Raw genomic sequence first — 25,049 nt, forward strand, 5'->3', positions numbered from 1 at the left:
CCTCCGTGGAGAGCGGAGAATGCGTTCACCGGGCGACCTCGGCCGCAGCTACCGAAATCACGGTCGGCTGCGCGAGGCGCTGGGCCAGACTGGTCGCCAATCTCCGCGTAGGCGGTTCTGCGCGCGCCATGGCTGCCGAGCCTTCACGATCATCTTCGGTCAGCCAGTCGCCGAAGAGATTGTCATCTTCGACCGGCCCGGTGTCCGCCTTGGCAAAGCGTATCGGCTGCGGCGCATCCATCCCGCGCGGTGTTCCCAGCGCGGCCAATTGGCGTTCGTGCTCCACATACTGGTCGGCGCGCGGCGCCGCATAGCCGAATTCGACCTGGTTCCATGCCGCAAGCTGGTGCTGGCTCGCCCGGGTCTGGAATTCCGTTTCCAGCATCAGTTTCGAACGCTCCGCCGCGATGATCTGGCGTTCGACCAGCCGCACGTCGCTCTTCACCGCATTCACCTTGAAGGTGAGCGCGAGGAAAGCGGCAACACAGGCGCCGAGGACCAGCAACCAGCCAATCTGCCTTATGCGCGAAGTCTGGGCCATCATGCAGCCTCCCGTGCTGGTGTGGAGGTACGCACCGCGTGGCGCAGCACCGAAGAACGCGCGCGCGGGTTGCGGGCGATCTCGGCCTCGGTGGGCTTGATCGCCTTGGAAACGGGGAAGAAAACCGGATCGACCTGCGCCGCCATGGGGACGTGACGCGAGGCGCTCGGGGTTGAGGATGCCTCGCGCAGGAAGCGCTTGACGATCCGGTCTTCGAGGCTGTGGAAGCTGACCACGGCAAGGCGGCCCCCTTCACGCAAAAGATGTTCGGCAGCCGACAGCCCTTGGGACAGTTCGTCGAGCTCGCCGTTCACATGAATCCTGATGGCCTGGAAGGTCCGTGTGGCCGGATCCTTCTTGTCGTGCGGCTTATGACCCAAGGCCTTGCGCACCACACTGGCCAGCTCACCAGTCGTCTCCAGCGGACGCGCAGCGACGATAGCGCGCGCCACGCGGCGCGACTGCCGCTCCTCGCCATACTGGTAGATAACATCGGCGATCTGACTTTCCTCGGCGGTATTGAGGAAATCAGCTGCGCTTTCGCCATCCTGGCTCATCCGCATGTCGAGTGGGCCGTCGGCGGAAAAGGCGAAGCCTCTCTCTGCCTGGTCGAGCTGCATGGACGATACGCCGATGTCCATCACGACACCATCAACGCGCATCACGCCGGCAGCATGCATGACATCCAGCATCTCGGAAAATCGGTGCGGGTGAAGAATGAGGCGGGGCGGAGTTTGCTCCGTCTCCCGCCAGGTGCGACCCGAAGCAATCGCGTCGGGGTCCCTATCGAATGCATGAACGGTAGCGCCCCGTTCGAGCAGTGCGCGCGTGTAACCGCCCGCGCCGAACGTCGCGTCGATGAGCACATCGCCCGGCTGCGGATCGAGCGCTTCAATCACTTCGTCGAGAAGAACCGGAATGTGGGGCGTGCCGGTCATTTACCCTTCGCCTTCGCATCGGCAAGCAAGCTTTCGCAGGCGGCCTTGGCGCTGGCCCAGTCGTCGCCCATTTCGGCAAGCTGCGCGGGGTTCCACAGGGTAAAGAAACGGCCACCGCCCTGAAAATAGAGTCCGTCCTCGATCCGGCCGAGAGTGCGCAGGTGATCGGGCATGACGAAACGACCGCTGTCGTCGAAGGGCATTTCAACGAAGCCGAACAGCTGGCTGGCGCGGGTGTCGCGGTCGAAATCCTTGCCGAGACGGATCGCCATCTCTTCTTCGCGGTCGAGCTGCTGGTCGAGCTCTGCCTTGCGGCTGAGGCCGAAGCCGACAAGGCAATTCCAGGTGGGATGCTTCATGAGGCAGAGAACGCGGCCGTCGGAACTTTCCTTCACGGCCTTTCGGAACAGCGGTGGAAGCACGAAGCGGCCCTTATCGCCCGCAGGCGAATAGGCTTGTCCGCTGTACCCTCCGAATTGCACTGCCCTGTCCCCAGCTGGCGTTCGACATCCTCTTCACCGGACACACCTCCCCCTTTCGCAAAAGCAGGCGCTCTCGCGGCCCGAACCGCTTACGGCTCGCGCAAAGACACTGGCATGTCCGATGTCTGGATGATTTATCGCGGGTAACGCGGGGATGGAAGGGAAAATTGCGGGATTTTACGGGATAAGAATATAACTTATTGTTTTATATAAATAAATGAATTCGAAAATCTCTGATATCCTTACTGAATTGTCACCATAGACCACGGATAAGGCTAAGGAATCACTCGGATGGCACAGGCTGAGGCGGGCTTTTCCCGCAATATCCCCTGTCGAGTCCCGCGATTTCCCGCAGGAGTGCTCAATCAGCGAAAGCGCGATCCAGGAAGGCCCCAAGAGCTTTGCCTCTGGCCGGTTCTTCGAAGTGGTCGTCGAGCAATGCCGCATCCGCTACGAGAAGCACGCGGCCCTCGCCCACCCGGCAATCTGCAATCAGCCCTCGGGTGGAAATCGAACACTCGGTATCTGCCGATCCCTCGCGCGCTTCGAACCGCCCGGCGAGGTCTACTGGAAATTCAATCCCGCTTTCGGTCACCGCGCGGACACCGGCGGACCGTTCTTCATCGAACAGCAATCTGAGCCCCCAGTGACTCAGGATCGGAGAGATCACCACCATGTCGTGAGGCCGGCGCGGATCGCCCAAAGGAAAGTCGCTGTGTTGGGTCAACATCGGATCGGCAAAGATCAAGGCTTGCCCTCCATCACGCAGCCAGGCGTCGAAAGCGACATTCTCCGACGGTGCCAGCGGACGAGGTTGGGCCAGCACCACTCGTTTCAGTCCGTCCAGCGCGTCCGCTTCCAGCGTATCGAGCGGAACGAGTTCGCCTTCTTCTTCCAATGCACCGCGAACCCAGCCGTGCTCGCCAGCACCCTCCAGCATAGAGGCAATGTCTCCGCCCTCTCCCCAATAGATGGGCAGGGTCGAAAAAAGGCCGAGACGCTCGACAGAACCCTCGCCCCCGTCGGAAGTAGCCGTCTGATCCTGAGCCGACCCTCCATTGCAAGCAGCAAGGAGGACGAAGGACAGGGCAAGACAAACCTTACGGCTGGTTCGCCGAGTCATTCGAGGTCCCTTGCTCGGGAATCACCGCGGGTGACTGCGGCGAAGCGGGGAGCGGCTTTTCCGGTAAGTCGGGAACCACGCCTGCTTCTACCAGCGGATCGTTCTGCTTGATTGCCTCGCTGGGTTCGGTCGTTGGAGCCGCTGCAGGCACAGCCGCCGCATCGACTTCCCGTGTACGGTCCTGAATCAGGCTTGCGAGACCCACCAGGAGCACCATGAGCACGACACCGCCAATGCCGATCTGCAACCGCTTGACCGATTCCGAACGCGTTCCCCCCAGCGGCACATCGGCAGGTTCACCCGACGGGGCAGCTCTGCGGGTAAGATCGAAACTGCGCGGCATGCCGGGGATTCTGGGCACTCGCTAGGCTCCCGTCAATCGCCCTCGGCTAGCCAGTTGAAAACCGGCAGGCCCTTCGAGCGTAACCATTCGGCGTTGTAGAGCGTCGAGAGATAACGGAATCCGGTGTCGCAGAGGATTGTGACGACCCGCACATTCTCGCGCCCCTCCGCAACCAGCTTCTTCCCCAGCTCCACCGCACCCGCGACATTGATCCCGCTGGACAGGCCGAGGCACAGACCTTCTTCGCGCAGGAGGCGAGCAACCCATTCGATGCCTTCTTCGTCCGGGACGCGAAACTGCGTATCGATCGGTGCGCCTTCGAGATTGCCGGTGATGCGTCCCTGCCCGATGCCTTCGGCGACGGAAGAACCCTCGGCCTTCAGTTCGCCATTGGCATAATAGTTGTAAAGCGCTGCGCCGTGGGGATCGGTCAGCGCGATGACGACATTCTCGTCGAATTCCTTGAGCCCCATCCCGACGCCGGCAATCGTGCCGCCTGTGCCTGCCGAGCAGGTGAAACCGTCGATCCGGCCATCCATCTGTTCCCAGATTTCTTTCGCCGTACCCTCGATATGCGCCTTGCGGTTGGCCGTGTTGTCGAACTGCCCCGCCCAGATCGCGCCCTCGGTTTCTTCGGCCAGACGGCGCGAGACATGCTGGAAATGATTGGGGTCGGCATATTTGGTCGGCGGAACGGTGACCAGTTCGGCACCCAAGGCCCGGAGGGTGGCCATCTTCTCGCCCGACTGGTTGTCCGGCATGACGATAATCGTGCGATAGCCGAGCGCATTGGCGACCAGTGCGATGCCGATGCCGGTATTTCCGGCGGTACCTTCGACCACGCAGCCGCCGGGCTTCAGTTCACCGCGCGCTTCGGCGTCGCGAATGATGTAAAGCGCAGCCCGGTCCTTTACAGAGGCACCAGGGTTGGCGAACTCGCACTTGCCATAGATGTCGCACCCGGCTTCCTCGCTCGGTCCGGCAAGGCGGACGAGCGGGGTATTGCCGATCAGGTCGAGTGTCTGCTCACGAACGGGAACTTGTGTCATGGTTCCGGACGTAGTGTCGCACTGCCATCCGCGCAATCAACATCAATCTTCAGGCGCAATAGTAACCTTCAGTCCGTCCAGATCGCCGGTGAAGGGAATCTGGCAGGAAAGGCGCGAAGTATCGACCCTGTGGTCGCTGCTTTCAAGCAGATCGTCCTCGTCCTCGCTCATTTCGGGAAGCTTACCGGTGAATTCCGGATCGACATGAACATGGCAGGTCGCGCAGGAACAACAGCCACCGCACAGCGCCAGAAGCTCGTCGAAACCGTTGTCCCGGATAGCTTCCATGACTGTCAGGCCGTCCTCGACCTCGATCTCGGAAGTCTCTCCCTCACGGGTGGTAACGATCAGCTTGGGCATCGAATGCGTGTCCTGTATTGCCATGGCCATTGAGCGAGCCGTATGCGGGGCGCTGCTATTCAAACCAGCGCGGGAAGGCAAGCTATAGCCATGGGGCTGACGACAACAACGATACGGCACCATCTGGATGTCGTGGCGGCAGATGATCCAGTTGTGGCCAGTGCCATTGCGCGCGTCGGTTATCCCGAGGAACGCATTCGCGAGAAGGGCTATCGCACCCTGTTGCGCACGATAGTGGGCCAGCAGGTCAGCGTGGCGGCGGCGGCATCGGTCTGGCGCAAGCTTGAAGCCGAACTCGGCGAAGACATGCACGCGCATGAGCTTCTGTCACGCGACTTCGATACATTGCGCGCCTGCGGGTTGTCGCGACAGAAACAGGGATACGCGCGCAGTCTCTGCGAACTGGTGACGAGCGCGGAACTGGACCTCGAGAACCTGCCGCAGGACGACGAGGATGCCATCGCGGAGCTCACCCGGATCAAGGGCATCGGTCGCTGGTCGGCAGAAATCTATCTGCTTTTCGCCGAAGGGCGACCGGACATCTGGCCGGCGGGCGATCTTGCCGTACAGGCCGCCTGCGCCAAGATGCTCGACCTGCCCGAACGCCCCGGCGAAAAGGAAACGCGCGCGCTGGCGGAAAAGTGGAAGCCGCACCGCGGGGCGATGGCTATCTTCACCTGGCATGCCTATGCCGATCCTGCGCTCTAACTTGGGAGAGGTTTCATGAGCACGCGCAAGGCGATCTTCATCACCGGCGGCGCATCCGGCATCGGCAGGGCCATTGCGCTTCATTTCGGCAAACGAGACTGGTTCGTTGGCCTCGGCGATGTCGACGAACACAATATGTGGGTTACACGCGATCTGATCGGCCACGGATTCGTTTATCAGCACACTTTCGACGTGCGTGACCGCGCCGCATGGGACAACGCTCTCGACAGCTTCGCCACTGCGGCAGGCGGACGGATCGACGTGGTGGCGAACAATGCCGGTATCCCCCTCGGCGGCGCTCTGATCGAAAACAGCGAGGAAGAGATTACCCGTTGTCTCGATATCAATCTGAAAGGCGTATTGTTCGGCGCGCAAGCGGCCTACCCGCACTTGCAGAAAACCGCGCCCGGATCATGCCTGCTCAACACGGCCAGCGCGGCTGGGATCTACGGCACGCCCGGCGCAAGCGTCTATTCGGCCACTAAATTCGGTGTTCGGGCGATCACCGAAAGCCTCGATGGGGAATGGGCCGAAGACGGCATCAAGGTCCGTTCGATCATGCCGGGCTTCATCGAAACTCCGCTGCTCGATCACAGCCCCAATGCCAGGAGCAACGAGGACATCCGGACGCGGGTGAAAGAGGCAGGCCTCGAAATCACCCCGGTCGAAGACGTGGCCGAGGCTGCCTGGAACGCGGTTCATGGCGAGAAACTGCACACTACCGTGGGCCAGACGGCCAAGAAGCTCGCCTTTGGTACGCGCTGGATGCCCGGACGGGTCCGCCAGCAGACCCGCGCCAGCGTCAGGCCGATGGGCAAGTAGCGATCAGGCAATCTTGTCGATTTTCTTGGCCATATTGACGTCGCGCAGCGAAAGCCCGCCTGCGTCATGCGTAGTCAGGGTGATCTCGACCTTGTTGTAGACATTCGACCATTCGGGATGGTGATCGCGCTTTTCCGCGATAATCGCGATACGGGTCATGAAAGCGAAAGCCTCGGCAAAATCGGCGAATTCGAAGCTACGCCCGATCGCCTTGCCTTCGCGGGTAAGCGACCATTTCGGCAATGCGCGCAGCCAGCTGTCACGTTCTTCGGGGGTAAGTTCCTCGACGGCCATATCGGCGAATCCTCTGTTGCTTGTCGCAGCCGCGCCTTTTGCCTATCGCATCGGACCATGCAAGCGCAGCTCACCGCGACCGACATTGCCTGCCGACGCGGAGACAGGCTGCTATTCAGGGGGCTTTCGCTTACCTGCGGACCTGGCGATGCAGTACAGATAACCGGCGCCAACGGGGTGGGGAAATCCAGCCTCATCCGCATTCTTGCGGGGTTATTGCGCCCGTTTTCGGGGGAAATCAGGTCAAGCGGCGAAATGGGGCTGGTCGACGAGCGCCTCGCCCTCGATCAGAACCGACCTCTCGGCAAAGCGCTCGATTTCTGGGCGCAGCTCGACAGATGTCGTGACAATGGACGAACGCTGGAATTGCTGCAGCTTGAATCCTTGCTCGATGTGCCAGTCCGATACCTGTCGACAGGGCAAAAGAAACGCGCCGCTATCGCCCGCCTTCTGGCCGGAAACTGTCCGATTTGGTTGCTCGATGAACCGCTCAACGGACTAGACGCTCAGGCGCAAGCAAGCGTTGAAAGCCTGGTGACGCAGCATTGCGATGGCGGAGGCATTGCCGTTGTCGCATCGCATCAGCCTTTCGCCCTACCCGGCGAAAAACTCATCGCATTGGAGGAATTCGCAGCATGAGCGCGGCCTTGGCCATCTTGCGGCGTGATCTTGGGCTGCTGATGCCTGGCGGAAGCGGCGGCAGCGGCGTGCTTCCACTGCTGTTCTTCCTTGCCGTCGCCATGCTCTATCCCTTTGCAGTTGGCCCCGACGCGCAATTGCTGGCTCGGACGGGGGGCGCGATTATCTGGATCGCGGCGCTGCTCGCGGCGATACTCCCGCTCGAAAAACTGGTGAAGGATGATCTGGAAGCGGGCGTTTTCGACCAGTTCGCCCTGCGTGGCATATCGGAAGAACTGGCAATGGTGATGCGTCTCGTCGCTCACTGGATGGCTTTCGCGCCGCTTCTGCTTCTCGCTACATTTCCTGCGGCTGCGCTGCTTGGCCTTCAGGGCGAAACCACGCGCGCCTTGTTGCTTGGTTTGCTGGCAGGAACACCGGGGCTGGCAGCAGTCGGTCTCGCGGTCGCCGCCCTTTCCGCGACTATGCGCGGGGGGGCCGCGCTCGCCGGCTTGATGGTAATACCCCTCGCGGTGCCGATACTGATCTTCGGCGCAGGAGCGCTGGCACGGCCCGGCCCTTCTGCCTTATTGCTGACTGCGGCGATCAGCCTCGGCTTGTGCGCCGTCGCGCCCTTCGCCGCGGGAGCGGCCCTTCGCGCAGCGCGAGAGAATTAGGATCCGACGCCCGTTTTCAAGACGCGCAGCCGAATGGATGACATCAAGTTGCAAAGTTTTTAAGCTGGCGCGGATCGGATCACACAAAGGGGGACCGGGCGTTGGAAGAAGACGAGGAGTTCGTAGACATTTACGCACTGCTGCAGGTCGATCCGTCCTGCGAGCGTTCAATTATCGAAAAGGCTTACCGCCATTTCGCCCAGCTCTATCATCCCGACCATACCGAAACCGCCGATGTGGAGCGCTTTCAAGAGCTGACCCGAGCCTACAGGATCCTGAAGGACCCGGCAAAGCGATCCGAGTACGACAAGCGATACATACTGGAGCGGGGAGAAAAGCCCACTGGCACCCCCCGCGAAGATATCGTCATCGATGGGGCAACTGCGGTGCAGGACGCCGAGATGCATGAGCAAATCCTTCTCGCGCTTTACAAGCAGCGCCGCGAGAATGCCCGCGAACCGGGCGTGATGCCCTACTATGTCCAGCGCGAACTCGACTGTTCGGACGAGAGCTTCGAGTTTCACACCTGGTACCTGAAGTCCAAAGGCTTCATCGAAATCACGCAGCAGAGTGAGCTGGCGATCACGATCGAGGGCGTCGACCATGTCATTTCGAACAGCCGCGCGGCCAAGGAGAAGCTGCTCCTCGAACAGGCGGCGCGAGAGGTCTGAATCAGGCCCTCAATAGGGTGGCTGGTGGAGGCCTTTGGGACTTGTCGTGAAGATTTCCACACCGTCCTCGGTAATGCCGATCGAATGCTCGAACTGCGCGGATAGCGACTTGTCGCGCGTCACTGCAGTCCAGCCGTCCTTGAGCATCTTGGCATGTGGACGGCCGAGATTGATCATCGGCTCGATCGTGAAGAACATGCCCGGCTTCAAAAGCGGTCCAGTACCCTTGCGACCGGTATGGATCACCTCGGGCGCGTCATGGAACAGTCGGCCAAGGCCGTGTCCGCAGAATTCCTGCACCACGCCGTAACGATGCTGGCGTGCATGCGCCTCGATCACTGCGCCGATATCGCCCAGCCGCGCGCCGGGCTGGCTGGCAGCCTCGATGCCCAGCATAAGGCATTCATAGGTTACATCGACGAGCTTGCGTGCCTTCAGCGCCGGCTCGCCGGCGAAGTACATACGGCTCGTGTCGCCATGCCAACCATCGAGAAGCGGGGTCACGTCGATATTGACAATGTCACCATCCTTCAGGGCCTTGTCGCCCGGAATGCCGTGGCAGATCACGTGATTGACCGAGGTGCAGCAACTGTGTGCGTAGCCGCGATAGCCCATGGTCGCGGGGGCCGCGCCACCATCGAGTATCATCTCGCGAACCTTGTCGTCTATCTGCCCGGTGGTCACGCCCGGCTGCACGAAATCGGTCAGTTCATCGAGGATTTCTGCCGCAAGGCGTCCGGCCTTGCGCATGCCTTCGAACCCTTCGGGTCCATGGAGCTTGATGGTGCCGTCACGATAGACGGTCTGCTCGCTGTCGATTACCTGATATTCGGTCATGCGCGGTCATGTAGCGATTGCCCACGCAAATTGCGAGGGAGTCAGCGCTGAACGCTGAAAGCTTTGGCATATTCGGGTTTGACGGCATCGAGCACCGAGGCGGTTACCGGGAAATCCAGCTCATAGGCGCCTTCGGCATAAGGCCCCGCCACATAAGGACCGAAGTAGACCCCAATGCGATCAAAGGTCTGGCCGTTGGAAGAGCCGACGAACACGCTGGCCTCGTCTATGCCCGGACAATCGTTGAAATAGCCTTCGCCGTTCCGATCGATTTCGGTGCCACGCCGTTCCTCACGCTCTTCATCAAGCGTATCGCAAAGCCTTGCACCGAGCGCGGTTTCGAGTTCGACGGGAGAATTGAAAAGCTCGATGCCTTCCAGCGCCCGCTTGCCGCTCCTGTCCCAGACAAGCGAGGTCCTGCCGTGGTTTCCATGCGCTCCACCGGTATAGACATACAAGTCGGCTGACAGGCTTAGCCAGTCGGGCAGATCCGACACGACCTTCCATTCTTTCTCGAACCCGCGGCTCTTGCAGCTCACGCAGTCTTCCGGAGAAGATTCCAGCGACTCCTGCCACTCGGCCTTCTGCGCCGCCAGTTCGCGGTCGCGCTCTTCCTCGAAGCGGCGCACCAATTGCGGCACGGCGCTTACCTCTGCAGGCCAGCTATAGGAAAATTCCCGCTTCGCCTCGCCCTGGCTTGAATCGTCTTCGAAGTTGCTTCCGCCGGGCCCGTCTACAGCGGTTGCCGAAGCCTTCGCAGTTACGCTCGCCCTGGATTCAGCAACAACTCCAGACGGTGCAATCGCATCCTCGGATTGCGAGCAGGCAGCGCTCGACAGAGCGAGGGAAATCAGGAACAGGGACTTTCGCATCGAATTACCTTGGCACGAAACAGATTAACCCGAGGGGAATACCATGGCCGACAAAGCCGATCTAATCCAGCCAGACCGTGGACAAAAAGCTATCCTCATCCATCTGGTGAACAAGGACGGGTTCCCCGATTGGGTCAAAACATTATCCGGTGGTCAACGCGCTGCCCTGAATGCCCAGAAATTCGACGGCAGCGGGTATCAGGTGGGAATCGTTCCCGATGGCGATAGCTGGTTCGCAGTCGGCGGAGTGGCCGATCCCGACAAGCTTTCGAGTTGGTGCATGGCCAAGCTGGCCGAGACGCTACCCGAAGGTGTATATCGCCGCGCAAAGGGTGAGCCCGGGCCGGCCCTCCACGGATGGCAAACGGCGCAATATCAGTTCACCCGCTACAAGAAGCCCGACAAGCCGGTGGGTCCGCGAGTGTTGCTGACCAAGGAAGTAAAGAAGATCGACGCCGCGATTGCCGAGGCAAAAGCGACCTGCCTCGTGCGTGACCTAGTCAATACACCGGCCGAGGATATGGGCCCCGCAGCCTTGGAAGAACAGTGCGAGAAGCTGGCCAAAACGCATGGCGGCCAGTTGTCGGTCACGCGCGGCGACCAGCTCGAGCAAGGTTATCCTATGATCCATGCGGTTGGCCGCGCTGCGGCACGTCACCACTCCCCCCGTTTGATGCATCTCACCTGGGGCAAGGAAACCGATCCCGTTCTTGCCATCGTCGGGAAAGGCGTATGCTTCGACAGCGGCGGACTTGATGTGAAGAGTTCTTCCGGCATGCTCCTCATGAAGAAGGATATGGGCGGCGCGGCGCATGCCATCGCGCTGGCCGAGTTGGTGATGGGCGCGAAATTACCCGTCCGCCTGCATCTGCTCGTGCCCGCCGTGGAAAATGCCATTTCCGGCAACAGCTTCCGGCCCGGCGATGTACTTAGATCGCGCAAGGGCCTGACCGTGGAAATAGGCAATACCGACGCCGAAGGCAGGCTGATCCTTGGCGACGCACTTACCCGCGCAAGTGAGGAACAGCCTGAACTGATCATCGATTTCGCCACTCTCACTGGCGCGGCACGCGTGGCGCTGGGCCCCGACTTTCCCGCGCTCATGACACGACGGGACGAAACGGCCGCCGCACTGATCGAAGCTGGCAAGGCAAACGACGACGAGCCCTGGCGCTTACCCCTGCCCGATGCATATGCGGAATGGCTCAATTCGGACATTGCAGACACGAACAACGCCCATGGCAACGCCTTTGCCGGAGCCAGCGTCGCGGGCCTGTTTCTCGATAAGTTCGTCGGGGAAGGCATGGACTGGGCCCATTTCGATACCTTCGCATGGCGGCCTGCCGGCAAGCCCGGCCGCCCCAAGGGCGGTGATGCCTATGGATTGCGGGCGGCGTGGCACATGCTGCAAAAGCGTTTCAAACCGGCATAGACGGTGCGCAGCCCTTGCCGCAGCGCTATGCTGCGGTTAAGCGCCCGCAACTACAATTATTGAAGTTCCCTACGACCGTGAGCGCCAAGGCCAGCTACTCTTTGCCCGAAGGAATTGTCGGACTGAAAGGTCCGATCCAGAAACCTGCGCCCGGCACGCTCCCGCTGCGCGGCGATCTGGCGCATATTGCGCTGGCCGATCGTTTCCTTGCCGCGCATTATGTCATTCCGCGTTTGCGCCAGATCGGCGATCAGGATGTCACCCTCAAATTGAATCCCCGCGATGATGCAGAAAATGGCGTGGCAATCCCGGCAGGTTCCGAGGTGGAATTGCTGGATCGCGAAGGTGACTGGTTGTGGATCACCTGCGGACCGGAAGGACCCAGTGGATACGTACATTCTTCTGCGCTGACACCCGACAGTGACGCATAAGGTCTTTATCGACGGGGCTGCGGGGACGACCGGCCTGGAGATTGCCGAGCGGCTTGCAGGTCGCAGCGAGTTCTCGCTCATCACGCTGGATGACGCGCAGCGCAAGGACGCAGGTGCCCGTCGTGAAGCGCTGAACGAGGCCGATGTCGCCATTCTATGCCTTCCCGACGACGCTGCACGCGAAGCGGTCGAGATGATCGATCCCTCAAGCGGCACCCGCGTTATCGACGCGTCCAGCGCGCACCGCACAGCCGAAGGCTGGTGTTATGGTTTTCCCGAACTGGTCGGGCGCGATCGTGTTTCACATGCTCGCCGGGTCAGCAATCCGGGCTGCTACCCGACCGGCTTTCTCGCCCTGATCGCACCGCTCGTAAGCGATGGCCTGCTGCCTGCCGACTGGCCGTACACCGTGAATGCAGTCAGCGGCTATTCCGGCGGCGGCAAGGCGTTGATTGAACGGTACTCGGCAGACGGCGCTCCTGGCTTTCGCGCCTATGGATACGACCTTGCGCACAAGCACTTGCCGGAAATGAAGGCGCATGCCGGGCTTGAGCATCCGGTGATATTCGCACCTGCCGTAGTGCCTACTTATCGTGGGATGATCGTGGAAGTACCGCTTCATCTGGGCGCCATGGATGGCGACGTTCATGCGGACGAACTACGCGAAGCCTTGGCCCAATTCTACGGAGCTTCGCCCATAGTCTCGGTGTGCCGGGACGATACTCCGACCGAACTCGTGATAAGCGCCGAGGCCGAACCGTGGGATGGTATGGAATTATTCGTATTCGGCAATGAGGGGGGCTGGAACGCCCGACTCGTCGCCCGGCTCGACAATCTCGGTAAAGGTGCCAGCGGCGCGGCAGTGCAAAATCTCAACCTTCTGTGCGGCCTGCCTGAAACCGCAGGGCTGCGCCTGGCATCTGCACAATAATTAGGCAGATACCGTCCACGCATTGGGCATTCGCCCCGCTCATCCGTTTCGCCATCCCAGCATTTTCGCCATCTTTGCACTTGGCACGTTTCTTGGAACGTCGCGCGCAAGGATGTATTGGGTTGCTGTGCGGGCCATTTCTCCGCACGCAACAGACGGGACCGGTGGACACGTGAAAAAGATCGAAGCGATCATCAAACCCTTCAAGCTCGACGAGGTGAAGGAGGCACTGCATGAGATCGGCGTGTCCGGTATCACCGTGACAGAGGCCAAGGGATTTGGCCGGCAGAAAGGCCATACCGAACTCTATCGCGGCGCGGAATATGTGGTCGACTTCCTGCCGAAGGTTAAGCTCGAAGTTGTCGTATCCGACGGCATTGCCGAACGAACAGTCGAAGCCATTGCCGCTGCCGCCCAGACGGGCCGCATCGGCGACGGCAAGATCTTTGTGAGTCCGATCGAGAGCGCGCTGCGCATCCGGACGGGCGAAAAGGACGAGGACGCTATCTGATTTTCCTGCCCGGGCAATCGCCGGGCGCAATACGAACACCCTTACGGAGACAATAGACATGGCAAGTGCAAGCGACGTCCTCAAACGTATCAAGGACGAAGAGATCGAGTGGGTCGACCTGCGGTTCACCGATCCCAAGGGCAAGTGGCAGCACCTGACCATGGTGGCCAAGACGCTTGACGAAGACCAGCTCGAAGACGGGCTGATGTTCGACGGATCCTCGATCGCTGGCTGGAAGGTCATCAACGAAAGCGACATGATCCTGAAGCCGGATCTCGAGCGGGTCTATATAGATCCGTTCAGCGCCGAACCGATGCTGATCATGTTCTGTGACATCGTCGAACCCTCGACCGGCGAATGGTATGCCCGCGACCCGCGCACTACCGCCAAGCGTGCCGAAGCCTATCTCAAGTCTACGGGTATCGGTGACACGATTTACGTAGGCCCCGAAGCCGAATTCTTCATGTTCGACGATGTCCGTTTCGAAGATGGCTATTCCGGTTCCGGCTTTGCCCTCGACGACATCGAATTGCCGACCAACAGCGGCAGGGAATACGAAAGCGGCAACCTCGCGCACCGGCCTCGCGCCAAGGGTGGCTACTTCCCCGTTGCCCCGGTGGACAGCGCCGTCGACATCCGCGGCGAGATGGTCTCGACCATGATCGAGATGGGGCTCCCCTGCGACAAGCACCACCACGAGGTGGCCGCTGCGCAGCACGAACTCGGCCTGACATTCGGCACGCTGGTCGAAACCGCCGACAACATGCAGATCTACAAGTATGTCGTGCACCAGGTCGCCCATATTTACGGCAAGACAGCGACCTTCATGCCCAAGCCGATCAAGGACGATAATGGGTCGGGCATGCACACCCACATGTCCATCTGGGACAGCGGCAAGCCGACCTTCGCAGGCAACCAGTATGGCGGTCTCAGCGAAAACTGCCTCTATTACATCGGCGGCGTCATCAAGCACGCCAAGGCGCTGAACGCTTTCACCAATCCGACCACCAATAGCTACAAGCGCCTGGTGCCGGGCTTCGAGGCACCGGTGTTGCTCGCCTATTCGGCGCGCAACCGTTCGGCTTCGTGCCGCATTCCCTATGGTGCGGGCGACAAGGCGAAGCGCGTGGAATTCCGCTTCCCCGACGCGATGGCGAACCCCTATCTCGCCTATGCAGCACTGCTCATGGCAGGTCTCGACGGGATCCAGAACAAGATCCATCCGGGCGAGGCGATGGACAAGAACCTCTACGATCTGCCTCCGGCCGAGCTTGCCGACGTGCCGACCGTGTGCGGCAGTTTGCGCGAAGCTCTCGAAGCGCTGGAAGCCGATCACGACTTCTTGCTCAAGGGCGAGGTCTTCACCAAGGACCAGATCGACGCCTATTGCGAGCTGAAATGGGACGAAGTCCTGCGTGTCGAAACTACGCCATGTCCGGCGGAATTCGACATGTATTACAGCGCCTGATTGGGCGCGCTGAATCAACGATCGAGCTTATCCGCCAGAACATTGCATTCGCGAAGTGGGCGTCCGGAGAAATCCGGACGCCTTTTTCGCGGGAAATGCGAAAACTGATATTGCTGCCGCCATCAGCAGCAGAACCGGCGCGCAATTTCCGAGCGAACAGCAGAAACGGGGCATTCTCTAGAAAAACGCGGATCGCTTCCTGCGCCTGAGACAGGACGAGATCGACCGTCTCGCGGGCGCTGATTGCAGACGTACCGAAACTTCGCTCCACACGGTTGCCGGATTTAAGCCGGGAAATCCTATTTTGCGTGCTGCCGAAGGCAAAACTGGATTTCCTACAGCCTACCATCCTACCTAATCGGGGTGCCTCTCAACACACACGAGGTACCCGCCGATGAACCGCAAAGCCGTTTTCGATCTTGTCCGTCGCCTGATGGGACGCAGCTTTCGCCAGTCCGAAGTGGAGGCGCTTGACCGCGCTTTAAACGGGGCGGATTTTTCTGCCCAGGACAGTGTAACATGCGGTCCATGTCTCAGGGTGTCATCTGCAGCAATGGCACTGATCAAGCGGTTCGAGGGCTGCGCGCGGCGACGGCCTGATGGGCTTTACTAGGCCTATCCCGATCCCGGCACGGGCGGCGAACCATGGACCATCGGCTGGGGCGCAACGGGAAACGATGTCCGTCCCGGCACAGTATGGACCAGGCAGCAATGCGATCAAAGGCTGGAAGAAGACATCGCCCGCCATGCATTGGACGTCAAACGTGCTTTGGGCGACTGTCAAACTTCACAGGAGCAATTCGACGCTCTTGTCAGCTTCCACTTCAACACCGGAGCCATCGGCCGTGCAACTTTGACGAAACTGCATTGTCGTGGAGAATTCGATCTTGCCGCCGCAGAATTCGGCAAATGGCGGTACGCCGGCGGGCGGGTACTCGAAGGGCTGGTCCGACGGAGGCGCGAAGAAGCAGAGTTGTACCGTTCAGGCAGGTAGCAGATGTAAACCTTGCCGCTCGATTAACCGGAACCGAGTCCCACTCGATCCCGTTGCTTGGGTCAAAGGAGTATAACAAATGCGTGTTTTCATGGCAGGTGCGGCAGCCATCGCGCTAGCCGCCAGCGGTGCCTATGCTCAAGGCAAGGGCAACGGAAACGGTAATAGCGACGGTAGGGGTAACCAGCCCGCCGCTGCCCAGAACAAGGGCAATGGGAACAATGGCGGTCAGAAAGCCGATCGGGGGCCTCAACGCGTGGCCCAGGGACAGCGCGGCCAGGGCAACGGCAGCCAGGGTAAGGGCAATGGCAATGCCAAGCCCGATCGCGGCAACGAACGTCCGATGCAGGCCCAGCAGCCCAACCGCGGGAATGGCAATGATCGAGGTAATACCAACGAGCGCCGGGCTGCGGAACGTGGTATAAATCGCGATGATCGTCGCGAATTACGTGTTCGCTACGATGATCGCCGAGACCGTGTCGATGACCGCATAATTCATAGTCAACGGGACACTCGCTGGCTCACACAGGATCGAAACCGCGGTCTTGTCGCCGGGTGTCCTCCGGGGCTGGCGAAGAAGCGCAACGGTTGCAATCCGCCGGGACAGGTCCGCGATCGTTATCAACGTAGCCTGTTTGGCTTTAATTACCGTCCGAGCCTGTTCGGATTGAACAATTATGAGCGCCGCGGTGATTATTACTATAACGACGGCTACCTGGTCCGCTATGGCGACAGTGGTGGCATCGCCAGTTGGCTCCCCCTGCTCGGCGGGGCGCTGGGCATCGGCAATTCCTGGCCAAGCGGTTATCAAAGCTACCGCGTGCCGGACTATTATGTCGACTACTACGACCTCGGCGGACCGGATCGATATCGCTATGCCGACAATGTGATTTATCGGGTCAGTCCCGAAGATGCGGCAATTACGTCGATCGCGGCACTGATTACCGGCGACGAGTTCACCGTCGGCCAGCAGATGCCGATGGGCTATGACGTTTACAACGTGCCTTACGCTTATCGCGACAGGTATTACGATACGCCGGAATACATGTATCGCTACTCGGATGGTTATATCTACCAGGTCGATCCCGAGACCCGTCTGGTAGCTGCCGCCATCGACCTGCTGACCTGATCCGGAGAGACACGATGAAACAATTCACGAAACCCCTCCTGCTGCTCGGGGCTATTGCAGGTTTGCCACTGCTCTCTGCCTGCTCTGACGCTTCAGATACGGCAGAGGCAGATGCTGCCGCAACCCAGCAAGAGGCGAACCGGACGGTTGCAGCGGCACTGAACGGCCTGCCGGAAACGACCAGCTTCAACAGAGCAATCTCGGAATCGCAGCTCGGCTCTATCTTCGATGGGCCCGCAAGCTACACGCTGCTGGCTCCGAACGATGCAGCCTTCGAAGCACTTGGCCAAGAAGGAGAAGCACTCCTAACCGAAGAGCAACGGCCGGTCCTCGTCGGGCTTCTGCGCGAGCATATCCTGCCGGGACATCTGACGCCCGAAAGTATCACTCAGGCCCTGGATGAACAGGATGGCGAAGTCATCATGACGACGCTCGGAGGCGGCGAGGTCACTTTTTCGAGAGAGGACGAAACGATCACGGTAACAAACAACGGCGGATCGACCGCTCGGCTCATCAATGGTGCCACGGCGGCAACGAATGGAGTGATCATCCCGCTCGACGCCGTTCTCGTACCCGGTCAACCACCCGAGGATTGATACACGAGGAGGTCAGTAGTCGCGGCTGATTTCCGCGACTACGCTTTCGCGACCGATGGTCGATACGCTTGCGAGGAGCGAAAGCCAGCTCGTGACGCGGAATTCGACCTCGGTCGCACTGTATCCGCGCCCGTCGGTTATGATCTCCACGTAAAAGCGTCGGCCGAAATTCTTGCCCAACGCGACCCCCGTTTCGCGGCCAAGGGCCGGATCGGCTGAAACTATGCGCAGCCGGTCGAGACCGATCGCGCTCCGCAACTGGTTGATCGGGTCCAGCCCGCCCCCGCCACGAAGGCTGGCAACAGCCGCACCCAGCTGGAGGGCGTCGGTAGCGGACAGCGTGGTAATCGAACCTCCGAACAAAAGCCGGGCCAGGATCTCTTCTTCGGGCAAGGCAGGATCGGACGTGAAGGCAATTTCGGTCTGGCTGACGGTTCCGGTCACGGTGACGATGACATCGATCCCGTCACGCTCGGTCTCGGCACGAATATCCAGCGTCGGGTCGATCGGCCCATCTGCGTCGAAGTCGATCTCTCCGCGGGTAAGTTCGAAACGAGTTCCCGCGAAGGTATAGTCACCGCGAACCACGGTGGCCGACCCGCCGATTCGAGGGTCTTCGGTGGTTCCGCGCAATATGATATCCGCACCCCATTCGCTGTCGAGACCCATGCCATCGACATCGATCCTGCTGGGTCCGCGGGCGTTGATGAGGTAACGCCAAGGTCGTCCGGGAGCTACTTGCTCAGCACGATCGGCAGGAGCGTTTATCTCACGGGTCGAAATCCTTGGAAGACGAAGGTCCTCGGCGGCTGTCCCAAGTGTCCAGCTTGCGCGGTCGATCTGCACACGTCCGGCGATCGTGCCGCCCAGACCATCCGAGACGATACGCAGCGGTCCGCTGATCGTCGCACTCAGGCCGTTTGCGTCGAGCAAGCGGGCGTTGCTTGCCGCAGCGCGCAGATCCAGCGTGGGTCCGCGAATCTCGAGGAACCGACCTTCCACCCGCTCGCCCAGGCCTTCCAAATCAACGATGCCGCTGCCCGTTACCGTGCCCCCGTTGGCAGTTCTGCCTGCGAAACGGGTGAGATTGAGCCGTGATCCGGCGAAATTGCCGCGCACGGTGACGTCGCGAATATCTGTCCCCGACAATGAACTGCGCACTCTCAGATTATCGCTCGCGACGCGCCCCTGCACGCGAGGATTGGCGAGCGTACCGGTGGCATTGGCGGCAATCGCAACGGGTCCGGTGAGGTCGAAAGCATCGATCGCAGCGAGCCTCCAGAGGCTTTCCGCAGCGCCCTGGTACCGCAATTGACCGTCGAGACTTCCGGCCCTCAACCGCTGCGTGAGGTCACCCGAGCCGGGCAAATTGTCGATCAGCGCCTGAACCCTCCCGCGCCGGATATCCTCATTGGCGAGTACGGCACGCGCCTCGAGCCTGTCCGCGCTCAAGCGCGCCACCAGCGAAAGATCGACCGGTTTGGACGACAGGACCAGCCCCGACCTGGTGAGATCGTCGACCTTCACGCGCGCGGTCCCGGTCGGCAGTCCACCCTTCGGCGCGCGGAAGTCGATATTGCCGGAAATAGTTCCCCCCATGCCGAGCTCGGCGACCGCGACATCGACCAGTGAAAGCGGCATGCGCGCAAGCTTGAGTTCCAGCGCGGTTTCATCCGTGGCGAACAGTCCGGAAGCAATGGCTCCACCGTCGCCATAGTTTACCTGCGTAGGTGCAAGTCGCCAGCCACCGCCGTCCAGTGCCGTCAGCACGGCCCGGCGTGGCATGGTGATGGCACGCCCGGCAAATTGCCCATCCGCTGCCACCGCAATGCGTTCAGGACGGAATTGTGCATTAAGATCCAGCGCAAAGCGATTGCCGCGTCTGCCGGAGATCGCGGCATCGAGCGAGCCGATACCGTTTTCTACTTCGCCCCGCGCGGCCATCCTGCCGATAAACAAGGTTCCGTATTGCAGGCCCTGAGCAGTGGCAGAGCCCGAAAAGTCGTATGCACCATCGCCGATCACACCCGTCGCATCGATCTGGGCACGGGCGATGGTGAGCGGGGTTGCACCGCCAAAGCTGGCGTTTCGCGCAGTCACGTCGATGTCCACGCCCTGCCCGCCCGATCGCGGTACGAGCGCAACGGCCCCATCGAGACCGCCGCCTCCCAAGGCGACGGCTCCCTGCACACCGCCATCGACCAGCGTCAAATCCCCCGAAACATCTGTTTCGGAAACGGTCAGTCGCTCGATCTCGATCCTGGTCGGTCCGGATTCGGGCGCATGGAGACCCAGTACACCGGCAAACGGCCCCAGTATCGATCCGCCCTCGGTATCGATCGAAAAGCCTTCTTCGGTGGGGGCGATTGCCAGTCGGACGTCCTCGAGCCCAGTGACGGGACGAGCGAACACCAGTTCCGCAGTCGGCGCTCCGTCCTCTATCCTCCCCTGCACGGTGAACGGGCCGTAGTCGGTATGTTCGCCATTACCTGCAAGCGTGGTCGTGCTTCCGCTGATCGAACCGTCCATCGCGAGAGCAAGTTTCGCAGAGGAGACCCTCAGCCGATTAAAATCGATCCCTGCCCCGCTGCTCGTGGCAATACCACCTCTTACACGAATGGCGGGGCCCGCAAGATTGGCCAAGGTGTCGTTGGTAACCGGCGAGATGCGTGCGTCGAGATCGGCACCGAGCCTCCAGCCCGACGGCAGCAGGTCGAAATCGATAATTGCGGTGCCGCCTGCTGTTCCGACATTGTCCAGCGCCAGACGATCCGCGCGTACCGGCCCCCGGATCTGGTAGCGACCCGACGCAAGGTCGCCGCGCAGGGCCAGATCGGCAGCAAGTCCGCGGAATGCAATCTGCAGATCTTCTCCTGCGAGATTGTTGCCCGACAATAGGATACGTCCCCTGCCGGTCCCGTTGACCAACCTCGGATCGACCAGCGGGTTGCCGGTCTCTATGCGGGCGACACGCAGCGATAGCGGAAGGATCCAATCCGACCCGTCATAACGGGCCGTTCCTTCCTGATTGAGCGCAAATACCCTTGTGGTACCGGACACAAGCTGGCCGATTGCGACATCATGCACTATGGCAAGATCGGAAAAAGAGCCATCGATCGTGGCAGTAGCGCGCGCGTTCTCCAACCGTAGATCAGGGCCGAACAGCCCGGCATCTCGCAAAAACGCTTCAAGTTCGAAATCTTCGACCCGATTCTCGGCCAGGTCGACCAGGCCTTGTCCGGCAAGGCTTATGCCGCGTCCGACAACGTGTATGTCTCCATCGAAGGTGCGGTTGTCGATGGTCGTTCGCGAGCGGATGGCAACATCATCGCCCAATGCTCTGGCAAGGGTGCCGGACAGAAAATCGCTCGCGTCAACCTTCCCGAGCAAGCCGAAGGTGCCGGACCTGTTGGTGATCCGCAATGCTGCAACGCGCTCGGCTTGCGATCGCACCAGAAGCCCACCCTGCCAGTTGGACCAATCGCCCGCACCTTGGACCCTCGCGGTATAACCATCGGGCAAACCCAGCATTTCCGCCAAAGGCCCATCATCGAAAGCCTGCATCTCTGCGGCAATATCGAACTCATCGCCATCCGGCTCCGCGTTCAGTAACAGAGCCAGACTATCCCGCTCGCCAAGCTGTGCATCGCCATCCACGAGCAGCCTGCGGTCCTCGACCTGTACCTCTGCGACCAGATCCACGCGCTGCGGATCATCTCCGGCAATTCCCGGCGCGAGTGTGAGATTGTCGATCGTCAATTCGTCGATCGAAATGTCGAACCCCGGCAGGATAGGACCTTCTTCCTCGCTCGGCAGGAATTCGGGCAAACGGGCCATGTTCGCCCGGCGGGCGGCAAAGCTATCGATATCCAGCCGATTGTTCAGCCAGGCCCGGGGGTTCCAGTCGATTTCCGCGCGCGGGATCGTGAGAAACACGCCTTGAGGGTCGGACAAGGTGACATCGTGCAGCACCGCCTCGCCATAGATATTGCCCTGGATTCTGCCGATGCCGATAACGAGGCCGTTGGGAAAGGTCTGTTTCGCTATCTGGCTGGCCAGGAAGCGCTCGCCCAGTGGCGTGTTGAGCAGGACAAGGGCAGCGATCACCAACAGGATCGGTGCACCGATCAGGACAAGTGTCCACTTGCCCGCCCGGCGCTTCCAGCTCTGCCCTTGGGTATCGGCGACCTCGTGCATCTCGGGTCCGGTCATCAGAAGGCCTGCCCCAGCGATACATAAACCGCGACGGGCGCATCATCCTCATCCGGATTAAGCGGCACACCAACATCGACCCGGATCGGACCGAAGCCGGTGTGATAGCGAAGGCCGACGCCTGCACCGATCTTGATCTCTTCGAAATCAGGCGTCGGGCCGGTACCTACCGAGCCTGCATCGACAAACGGTACGATCGAAACTGCGCCATCCATGAAGCCGGTGCGAATGCGCGCTTCCACTGCAAGTTCCACCAAGCTGCGTCCACCCGTGGGTTCATCCAGCTCGTTGCTAGGACCGATCTTGCGGAAGCCGTAACCGCGCACCGAGCCGCCACCGCCCGCATAGAAACGGCGCGAAGGTGCAATATCGAGCAGATCTGCACCGGGAATGGAACCAAAGGTCGCGCGCCCGGCCACAACGAGATCGTCTCTGATCGACTGGTAATAGCTTCCATCGATCTGGCTTCGCAGATAGAAACTCTCGACCCCGTTCGTGGTGGACGCTTCTGGCGAAAGACGCGCACCGAGGCGGAAACCTCTCGTGGGATCGAGTAGATCGTCGGTTTCGTCCAGCAGTATCGTGGCCGGTAGTGCCGCGACGAAATATGTCTGTCGAGGCTGCGTGATGCCGTCGATCTTGGGCGGGCGTTCCTGGGTAGCGATCAGTTCGATGCCGCCCGACCAGCTGATTTCCTTCTGGAACAGAAGCGTCGACTTGCGTTCGTAAATTCCCGTCAGCGCGACTGTGCGTGCCTCGAACGCCGGACTATCGATGGTGTTTGCATAGGCATCCAGCGTGAGAACACGGTCGCGCCCTCCGAAATTGTTCTTGCGGAAGGTAACCCCTGCCAGCTGTTCCTGTGTTCCAACGATGCCGCGAAGGCGTAGCGAACCCTCGGGGGGGAAGAGGTTGCGATGCTCCCAACTGGCTTGGACGCGGACGCCTTCCTCCGATCCATAGCCGATTGCGCCCGCGATGGTGCGAAGTTTTGCGCGCCTCAGTGCGACATCCATCGCGACTACGCCGGGTTCGCCGGCCTGCGGAGGAGTGACTTCCCTTGGCGTTACTTCGACCGTCGAAACGAGGCCCGTCGCGGTTACCGCACGCCTAAGATCCATAGAAAGGCTGCGCTTGAAGGTATCGCCCGGCTCGAACCGTGCGATGGTGGCGAGATGCCTCCCTGAAAGGAACCCGGGATCGTTGCTGACAACTTCGCCGAATACATATTTACCGTTCGGTTCGACATTCAGGGTCAGGTCGCCTTCGACCCGCTCGTGATCGATCAGCAATTGCGGTTCGCCGATTTCGGCGAAAGGATAGCCGGTTTCGCCAAGCGCCCTATCGAGATCGAACTGCTCCTGCACGATCGTATCGCTCTGCAGATAATCTCCAGGGTAGATGCCGAAAGCTTCGCGCAGCGCCTCGTAATCCTGCGCTGCCTGCAGATCACCGAGCTCTACCGCACCGTAACGGTAACGTTCTCCCGGCACGATGTCGAACCGGACCGTAGGAGACTGATCAGCCGTATCCTCACCCGCTTCGACCGCTCCAACCGACTGGATAACCTGTGCATCGTAATAGCCATAGACCCGCAGCAGGTTTGCCAGCAGCTCTTCGTCTTCGCGGGCTCGCGCCGCCAGCTGGGCAGTATCCGTATCCGCATCGTCCAGCTCTTCGATCGTCGACAGGGCGCGATAGCGTTCGACGAAATCGCCGCGATCGGTAAATGGCGGTTCGGTTTGGGGAAAACCGAGGACAAGGTTTTCCGAGACCCGTTCGGTCTCCGCTCCTTCGAAAACCACCTCTGTTTGCCCGAGATCGAGATCGGCGAACTCAATATCTTCCTCGGGTTCGAGCGGCTCGAATCCCTCGATCGCGATATCGTCCGGCCAGGGAAGATCGAGCCTCATTGGTTCGACTATGGGAGTGTCGGGATCGGGCGTCGTGGAATCGAGGGCAGAGCTGTCTTCGGCGGAATCCTGCTGTGCCCAGGCCTCCGGGTTTTCGACCGCCGAATCCGGAATCAGGTCTTCAAGGCTTTGCGGTGGCCCGTCATCCTGCGCCGCAAGTGGCGCCGAGACCAACGCAAGCGCGCTGGCACAGAACTTCAAACCGAAACGAAACCGCTCAATCGGCGAGCTTGTATTCGAGATGGCTACCGTCCTTCGCAGGCAGCGGTCCGCCATCATATTTACGCCGCGGTGCAGTTGCCGTGGCGATGAGCCGCTTCTGTTCGGCCTGGGGCATGCGTTCCCATCCGCTCCGGGTGAGGCGTTCGAGTGGGCGATACCGGACCTTGTACTGCATACGATCCGAACCTTCGACCCAATAGCCGAGGTACACATACGGCAAGCCGTTTCCGGCAGCGCGCCTGATATGATCGAGAATAATGTAGTTCCCAAGCCCGGCTCGATCCTCAATCTCGGGGTCGTAGAAGCTGTATATCATCGACAGCCCATCACCCTGCAGGTCCGTAAGACAAGCTCCGACCAGACGACCCGGCTCGGCACCCACTCCCGGCTCCCGATATTCAATGACATAGCTGGATACGGGCGTATGTTCCACCATATCCGCAAAATCGCTTTCGTCCATCTCCGCCATGCCTCCACCAGGGTGGCGGGCAGCAAGATATCTGCGTAGCAATTCGTATTGCTCTTCGGTTGCCCAAGGTCGGCATTCAGAGGTAATCAGATCGTCATTTGCCTTCAGAGTACGCTTCTGGCTCGACGAGGGTTTGAACTCTTTAGCGACAACTCGAACCGAGACGCAGGCCTGGCAATCGAGACAGGAAGGACGATAAGCAACCGTCTGACTACGGCGAAACCCGATACGCCCCAGAGCTTCGTTCAATTCATCGGCCGATTCACCGCGCAGCTCGGTAAACACCTTCCGCTCGCTTCGTCCGGGCAGGTACGGACACGGCGCAGGGCTGGTCACGAAAAACCGGGGGAAGCGAATGGGTGCCGTCACGGCGGTCGAGTCCTCTCTGATGCGACGCTCTATTCGT

General features: G+C 60.6%; 25 protein-coding genes and 1 pseudogene. 13 read left to right on the forward strand and 13 right to left on the reverse strand.

Features of this window, described 5'->3' with window-relative positions:
• Positions 1-25: 25 nt before the first annotated feature.
• The 7 genes from AC13CE_RS03530 to AC13CE_RS03560 form a co-directional block, all read right to left on the reverse strand.
• Positions 26-544: a hypothetical protein gene (locus tag AC13CE_RS03530; RefSeq protein WP_482971502.1), complete on the reverse strand. Its 519-nt coding sequence runs from the start codon at positions 542-544 to the stop codon at positions 26-28.
• On the reverse strand, positions 541-1,479 hold the full coding sequence (rsmH, locus tag AC13CE_RS03535; protein WP_482971503.1) for a 16S rRNA (cytosine(1402)-N(4))-methyltransferase RsmH: 939 nt from the start codon (positions 1,477-1,479) through the stop codon (positions 541-543). Before rsmH ends, AC13CE_RS03530 begins: the two co-directional genes overlap by 4 nt.
• Positions 1,476-1,838 (reverse strand): division/cell wall cluster transcriptional repressor MraZ, encoded by a 363-nt coding sequence (locus AC13CE_RS03540; protein ID WP_482971504.1) that lies wholly within the window; start codon positions 1,836-1,838, stop codon positions 1,476-1,478. Before AC13CE_RS03540 ends, rsmH begins: the two co-directional genes overlap by 4 nt.
• A gap of 484 nt (positions 1,839-2,322) precedes the next feature.
• A complete protein-coding gene (locus AC13CE_RS03545; protein WP_482971505.1) occupies positions 2,323-3,084 on the reverse strand; it encodes a motility-associated ABC transporter substrate-binding family protein in 762 nt (253 codons plus the stop codon).
• Complete coding sequence (locus AC13CE_RS03550; protein WP_482971506.1) at positions 3,062-3,445, reverse strand: hypothetical protein; 384 nt, start codon at positions 3,443-3,445, stop codon at positions 3,062-3,064. Before AC13CE_RS03550 ends, AC13CE_RS03545 begins: the two co-directional genes overlap by 23 nt.
• Positions 3,446-3,459: 14 nt before the next feature.
• Positions 3,460-4,476 (reverse strand): cysteine synthase A, encoded by a 1,017-nt coding sequence (locus tag AC13CE_RS03555; protein WP_482971507.1) that lies wholly within the window; start codon positions 4,474-4,476, stop codon positions 3,460-3,462.
• Positions 4,477-4,518: 42 nt separating this feature from the next.
• Positions 4,519-4,836, reverse strand: a complete 318-nt coding sequence (locus tag AC13CE_RS03560) for a 2Fe-2S iron-sulfur cluster-binding protein (RefSeq protein ID WP_160726703.1) — start codon at positions 4,834-4,836, stop codon at positions 4,519-4,521.
• 90 nt (positions 4,837-4,926) lie between these two features.
• Here AC13CE_RS03560 and AC13CE_RS03565 point away from each other — a divergent pair, with 90 nt between their 5' ends.
• Both AC13CE_RS03565 and AC13CE_RS03570 read left to right on the forward strand, forming a co-directional pair.
• Complete coding sequence (locus AC13CE_RS03565; protein ID WP_221537651.1) at positions 4,927-5,544, forward strand: DNA-3-methyladenine glycosylase family protein; 618 nt, start codon at positions 4,927-4,929, stop codon at positions 5,542-5,544.
• A 15-nt stretch (positions 5,545-5,559) separates the two neighbouring features.
• On the forward strand, positions 5,560-6,366 hold the full coding sequence (locus AC13CE_RS03570) for an SDR family oxidoreductase (RefSeq protein WP_221537652.1): 807 nt from the start codon (positions 5,560-5,562) through the stop codon (positions 6,364-6,366).
• A gap of 3 nt (positions 6,367-6,369) precedes the next feature.
• Here AC13CE_RS03570 and AC13CE_RS03575 read toward each other — a convergent pair whose 3' ends face one another.
• On the reverse strand, positions 6,370-6,660 hold the full coding sequence (locus tag AC13CE_RS03575; RefSeq protein WP_482971508.1) for a 4a-hydroxytetrahydrobiopterin dehydratase: 291 nt from the start codon (positions 6,658-6,660) through the stop codon (positions 6,370-6,372).
• Between the two features lie 57 nt (positions 6,661-6,717).
• On the opposite strand from AC13CE_RS03575, the gene ccmA reads away from it, so the two are divergent.
• From ccmA to AC13CE_RS03590, 3 genes are all read left to right on the forward strand, one after another.
• Entirely contained in the window at positions 6,718-7,299 is a 582-nt protein-coding gene (ccmA, locus tag AC13CE_RS03580) for a heme ABC exporter ATP-binding protein CcmA (RefSeq protein ID WP_482971509.1), read from the forward strand.
• Positions 7,296-7,955: a heme exporter protein CcmB gene (locus AC13CE_RS03585; RefSeq protein ID WP_482971510.1), complete on the forward strand. Its 660-nt coding sequence runs from the start codon at positions 7,296-7,298 to the stop codon at positions 7,953-7,955. The genes ccmA and AC13CE_RS03585 overlap by 4 nt, the downstream gene beginning before the upstream one ends.
• 101 nt (positions 7,956-8,056) lie before the next feature.
• A complete protein-coding gene (locus AC13CE_RS03590; protein WP_221537656.1) occupies positions 8,057-8,626 on the forward strand; it encodes a J domain-containing protein in 570 nt (189 codons plus the stop codon).
• A gap of 9 nt (positions 8,627-8,635) precedes the next feature.
• Here the strand turns inward: AC13CE_RS03590 and map are convergent, their stop codons facing one another.
• Positions 8,636-9,463 carry a type I methionyl aminopeptidase gene (gene map / locus AC13CE_RS03595; RefSeq protein ID WP_482971511.1) on the reverse strand — a complete coding sequence of 276 codons (828 nt, stop codon included), beginning with the start codon at positions 9,461-9,463 and terminating at the stop codon, positions 8,636-8,638.
• 41 nt (positions 9,464-9,504) lie between these two features.
• Positions 9,505-10,335, reverse strand: coding sequence for an RsiV family protein (locus AC13CE_RS03600; RefSeq protein WP_482971512.1), 831 nt, complete (start codon positions 10,333-10,335; stop codon positions 9,505-9,507).
• Positions 10,336-10,378: 43 nt separating this feature from the next.
• Between AC13CE_RS03600 and AC13CE_RS03605 the strand changes: the two genes are divergently transcribed.
• The 8 genes and pseudogenes from AC13CE_RS03605 (at position 10,379) to AC13CE_RS03640 (ending at position 17,827) form a co-directional block, all read left to right on the forward strand.
• A complete protein-coding gene (locus AC13CE_RS03605; protein ID WP_482971513.1) occupies positions 10,379-11,767 on the forward strand; it encodes a leucyl aminopeptidase family protein in 1,389 nt (462 codons plus the stop codon).
• Between the two features lie 77 nt (positions 11,768-11,844).
• Positions 11,845-12,198, forward strand: coding sequence for a hypothetical protein (locus AC13CE_RS03610; protein ID WP_482971514.1), 354 nt, complete (start codon positions 11,845-11,847; stop codon positions 12,196-12,198).
• Positions 12,188-13,129 (forward strand): N-acetyl-gamma-glutamyl-phosphate reductase, encoded by a 942-nt coding sequence (gene argC, locus AC13CE_RS03615; RefSeq protein ID WP_482971515.1) that lies wholly within the window; start codon positions 12,188-12,190, stop codon positions 13,127-13,129. Before AC13CE_RS03610 ends, argC begins: the two co-directional genes overlap by 11 nt.
• A gap of 172 nt (positions 13,130-13,301) precedes the next feature.
• Positions 13,302-13,640 (forward strand): P-II family nitrogen regulator, encoded by a 339-nt coding sequence (locus AC13CE_RS03620; protein WP_221537662.1) that lies wholly within the window; start codon positions 13,302-13,304, stop codon positions 13,638-13,640.
• A 58-nt stretch (positions 13,641-13,698) separates the two neighbouring features.
• Entirely contained in the window at positions 13,699-15,108 is a 1,410-nt protein-coding gene (glnA, locus tag AC13CE_RS03625) for a type I glutamate--ammonia ligase (protein WP_473822589.1), read from the forward strand.
• 625 nt (positions 15,109-15,733) lie between these two features.
• Positions 15,734-16,102: pseudogene (locus AC13CE_RS03630) on the forward strand (lysozyme); the annotation flags it as partial.
• Positions 16,103-16,181: 79 nt separating this feature from the next.
• Positions 16,182-17,231, forward strand: coding sequence for a hypothetical protein (locus AC13CE_RS03635; protein WP_482971516.1), 1,050 nt, complete (start codon positions 16,182-16,184; stop codon positions 17,229-17,231).
• Between the two features lie 14 nt (positions 17,232-17,245).
• Complete coding sequence (locus AC13CE_RS03640; protein WP_482971517.1) at positions 17,246-17,827, forward strand: fasciclin domain-containing protein; 582 nt, start codon at positions 17,246-17,248, stop codon at positions 17,825-17,827.
• A gap of 12 nt (positions 17,828-17,839) precedes the next feature.
• On the opposite strand, the gene AC13CE_RS03645 is transcribed toward AC13CE_RS03640, so the two are convergent.
• The 3 genes from AC13CE_RS03645 to AC13CE_RS03655 are packed head-to-tail and all read right to left on the reverse strand — an operon-like array spanning position 17,840 to position 25,012.
• Positions 17,840-22,039, reverse strand: a complete 4,200-nt coding sequence (locus AC13CE_RS03645) for a translocation/assembly module TamB domain-containing protein (RefSeq protein ID WP_482971518.1) — start codon at positions 22,037-22,039, stop codon at positions 17,840-17,842.
• Positions 22,039-24,153 carry an autotransporter assembly complex protein TamA gene (locus AC13CE_RS03650; RefSeq protein WP_482971519.1) on the reverse strand — a complete coding sequence of 705 codons (2,115 nt, stop codon included), beginning with the start codon at positions 24,151-24,153 and terminating at the stop codon, positions 22,039-22,041. Before AC13CE_RS03650 ends, AC13CE_RS03645 begins: the two co-directional genes overlap by 1 nt.
• Before the next feature lie 16 nt (positions 24,154-24,169).
• Positions 24,170-25,012, reverse strand: coding sequence for an arginyltransferase (locus AC13CE_RS03655; RefSeq protein WP_482971520.1), 843 nt, complete (start codon positions 25,010-25,012; stop codon positions 24,170-24,172).
• Between the last annotated feature and the right edge of the window lie 37 nt (positions 25,013-25,049).

The organism is Qipengyuania sp. B-5, assembly GCF_056857815.1.

Excerpts from the sequence above, each read along its gene's own strand:
- AC13CE_RS03585 (WP_482971510.1), top strand. The coding sequence starts at position 7,296 with ATGAGCGCGGCCTTGGCCATCTTGCGGCGTGATCTTGGGCTGCTGATG.
- AC13CE_RS03530 (WP_482971502.1), bottom strand. The coding sequence starts at position 544 with ATGATGGCCCAGACTTCGCGCATAAGGCAGATTGGCTGGTTGCTGGTC.
- glnA (WP_473822589.1), top strand. The coding sequence starts at position 13,699 with ATGGCAAGTGCAAGCGACGTCCTCAAACGTATCAAGGACGAAGAGATC.
- AC13CE_RS03570 (WP_221537652.1), top strand. The coding sequence starts at position 5,560 with ATGAGCACGCGCAAGGCGATCTTCATCACCGGCGGCGCATCCGGCATC.
- AC13CE_RS03545 (WP_482971505.1), bottom strand. The coding sequence starts at position 3,084 with ATGACTCGGCGAACCAGCCGTAAGGTTTGTCTTGCCCTGTCCTTCGTC.
- AC13CE_RS03640 (WP_482971517.1), top strand. The coding sequence starts at position 17,246 with ATGAAACAATTCACGAAACCCCTCCTGCTGCTCGGGGCTATTGCAGGT.
- AC13CE_RS03575 (WP_482971508.1), bottom strand. The coding sequence starts at position 6,660 with ATGGCCGTCGAGGAACTTACCCCCGAAGAACGTGACAGCTGGCTGCGC.
- AC13CE_RS03600 (WP_482971512.1), bottom strand. The coding sequence starts at position 10,335 with ATGCGAAAGTCCCTGTTCCTGATTTCCCTCGCTCTGTCGAGCGCTGCC.
- map (WP_482971511.1), bottom strand. The coding sequence starts at position 9,463 with ATGACCGAATATCAGGTAATCGACAGCGAGCAGACCGTCTATCGTGAC.
- AC13CE_RS03560 (WP_160726703.1), bottom strand. The coding sequence starts at position 4,836 with ATGCCCAAGCTGATCGTTACCACCCGTGAGGGAGAGACTTCCGAGATC.
- rsmH (WP_482971503.1), bottom strand. The coding sequence starts at position 1,479 with ATGACCGGCACGCCCCACATTCCGGTTCTTCTCGACGAAGTGATTGAA.
- ccmA (WP_482971509.1), top strand. The coding sequence starts at position 6,718 with ATGCAAGCGCAGCTCACCGCGACCGACATTGCCTGCCGACGCGGAGAC.
- AC13CE_RS03555 (WP_482971507.1), bottom strand. The coding sequence starts at position 4,476 with ATGACACAAGTTCCCGTTCGTGAGCAGACACTCGACCTGATCGGCAAT.
- AC13CE_RS03645 (WP_482971518.1), bottom strand. The coding sequence starts at position 22,039 with ATGACCGGACCCGAGATGCACGAGGTCGCCGATACCCAAGGGCAGAGC.
- AC13CE_RS03605 (WP_482971513.1), top strand. The coding sequence starts at position 10,379 with ATGGCCGACAAAGCCGATCTAATCCAGCCAGACCGTGGACAAAAAGCT.
- AC13CE_RS03565 (WP_221537651.1), top strand. The coding sequence starts at position 4,927 with ATGGGGCTGACGACAACAACGATACGGCACCATCTGGATGTCGTGGCG.
- AC13CE_RS03635 (WP_482971516.1), top strand. The coding sequence starts at position 16,182 with ATGCGTGTTTTCATGGCAGGTGCGGCAGCCATCGCGCTAGCCGCCAGC.
- AC13CE_RS03540 (WP_482971504.1), bottom strand. The coding sequence starts at position 1,838 with ATGAAGCATCCCACCTGGAATTGCCTTGTCGGCTTCGGCCTCAGCCGC.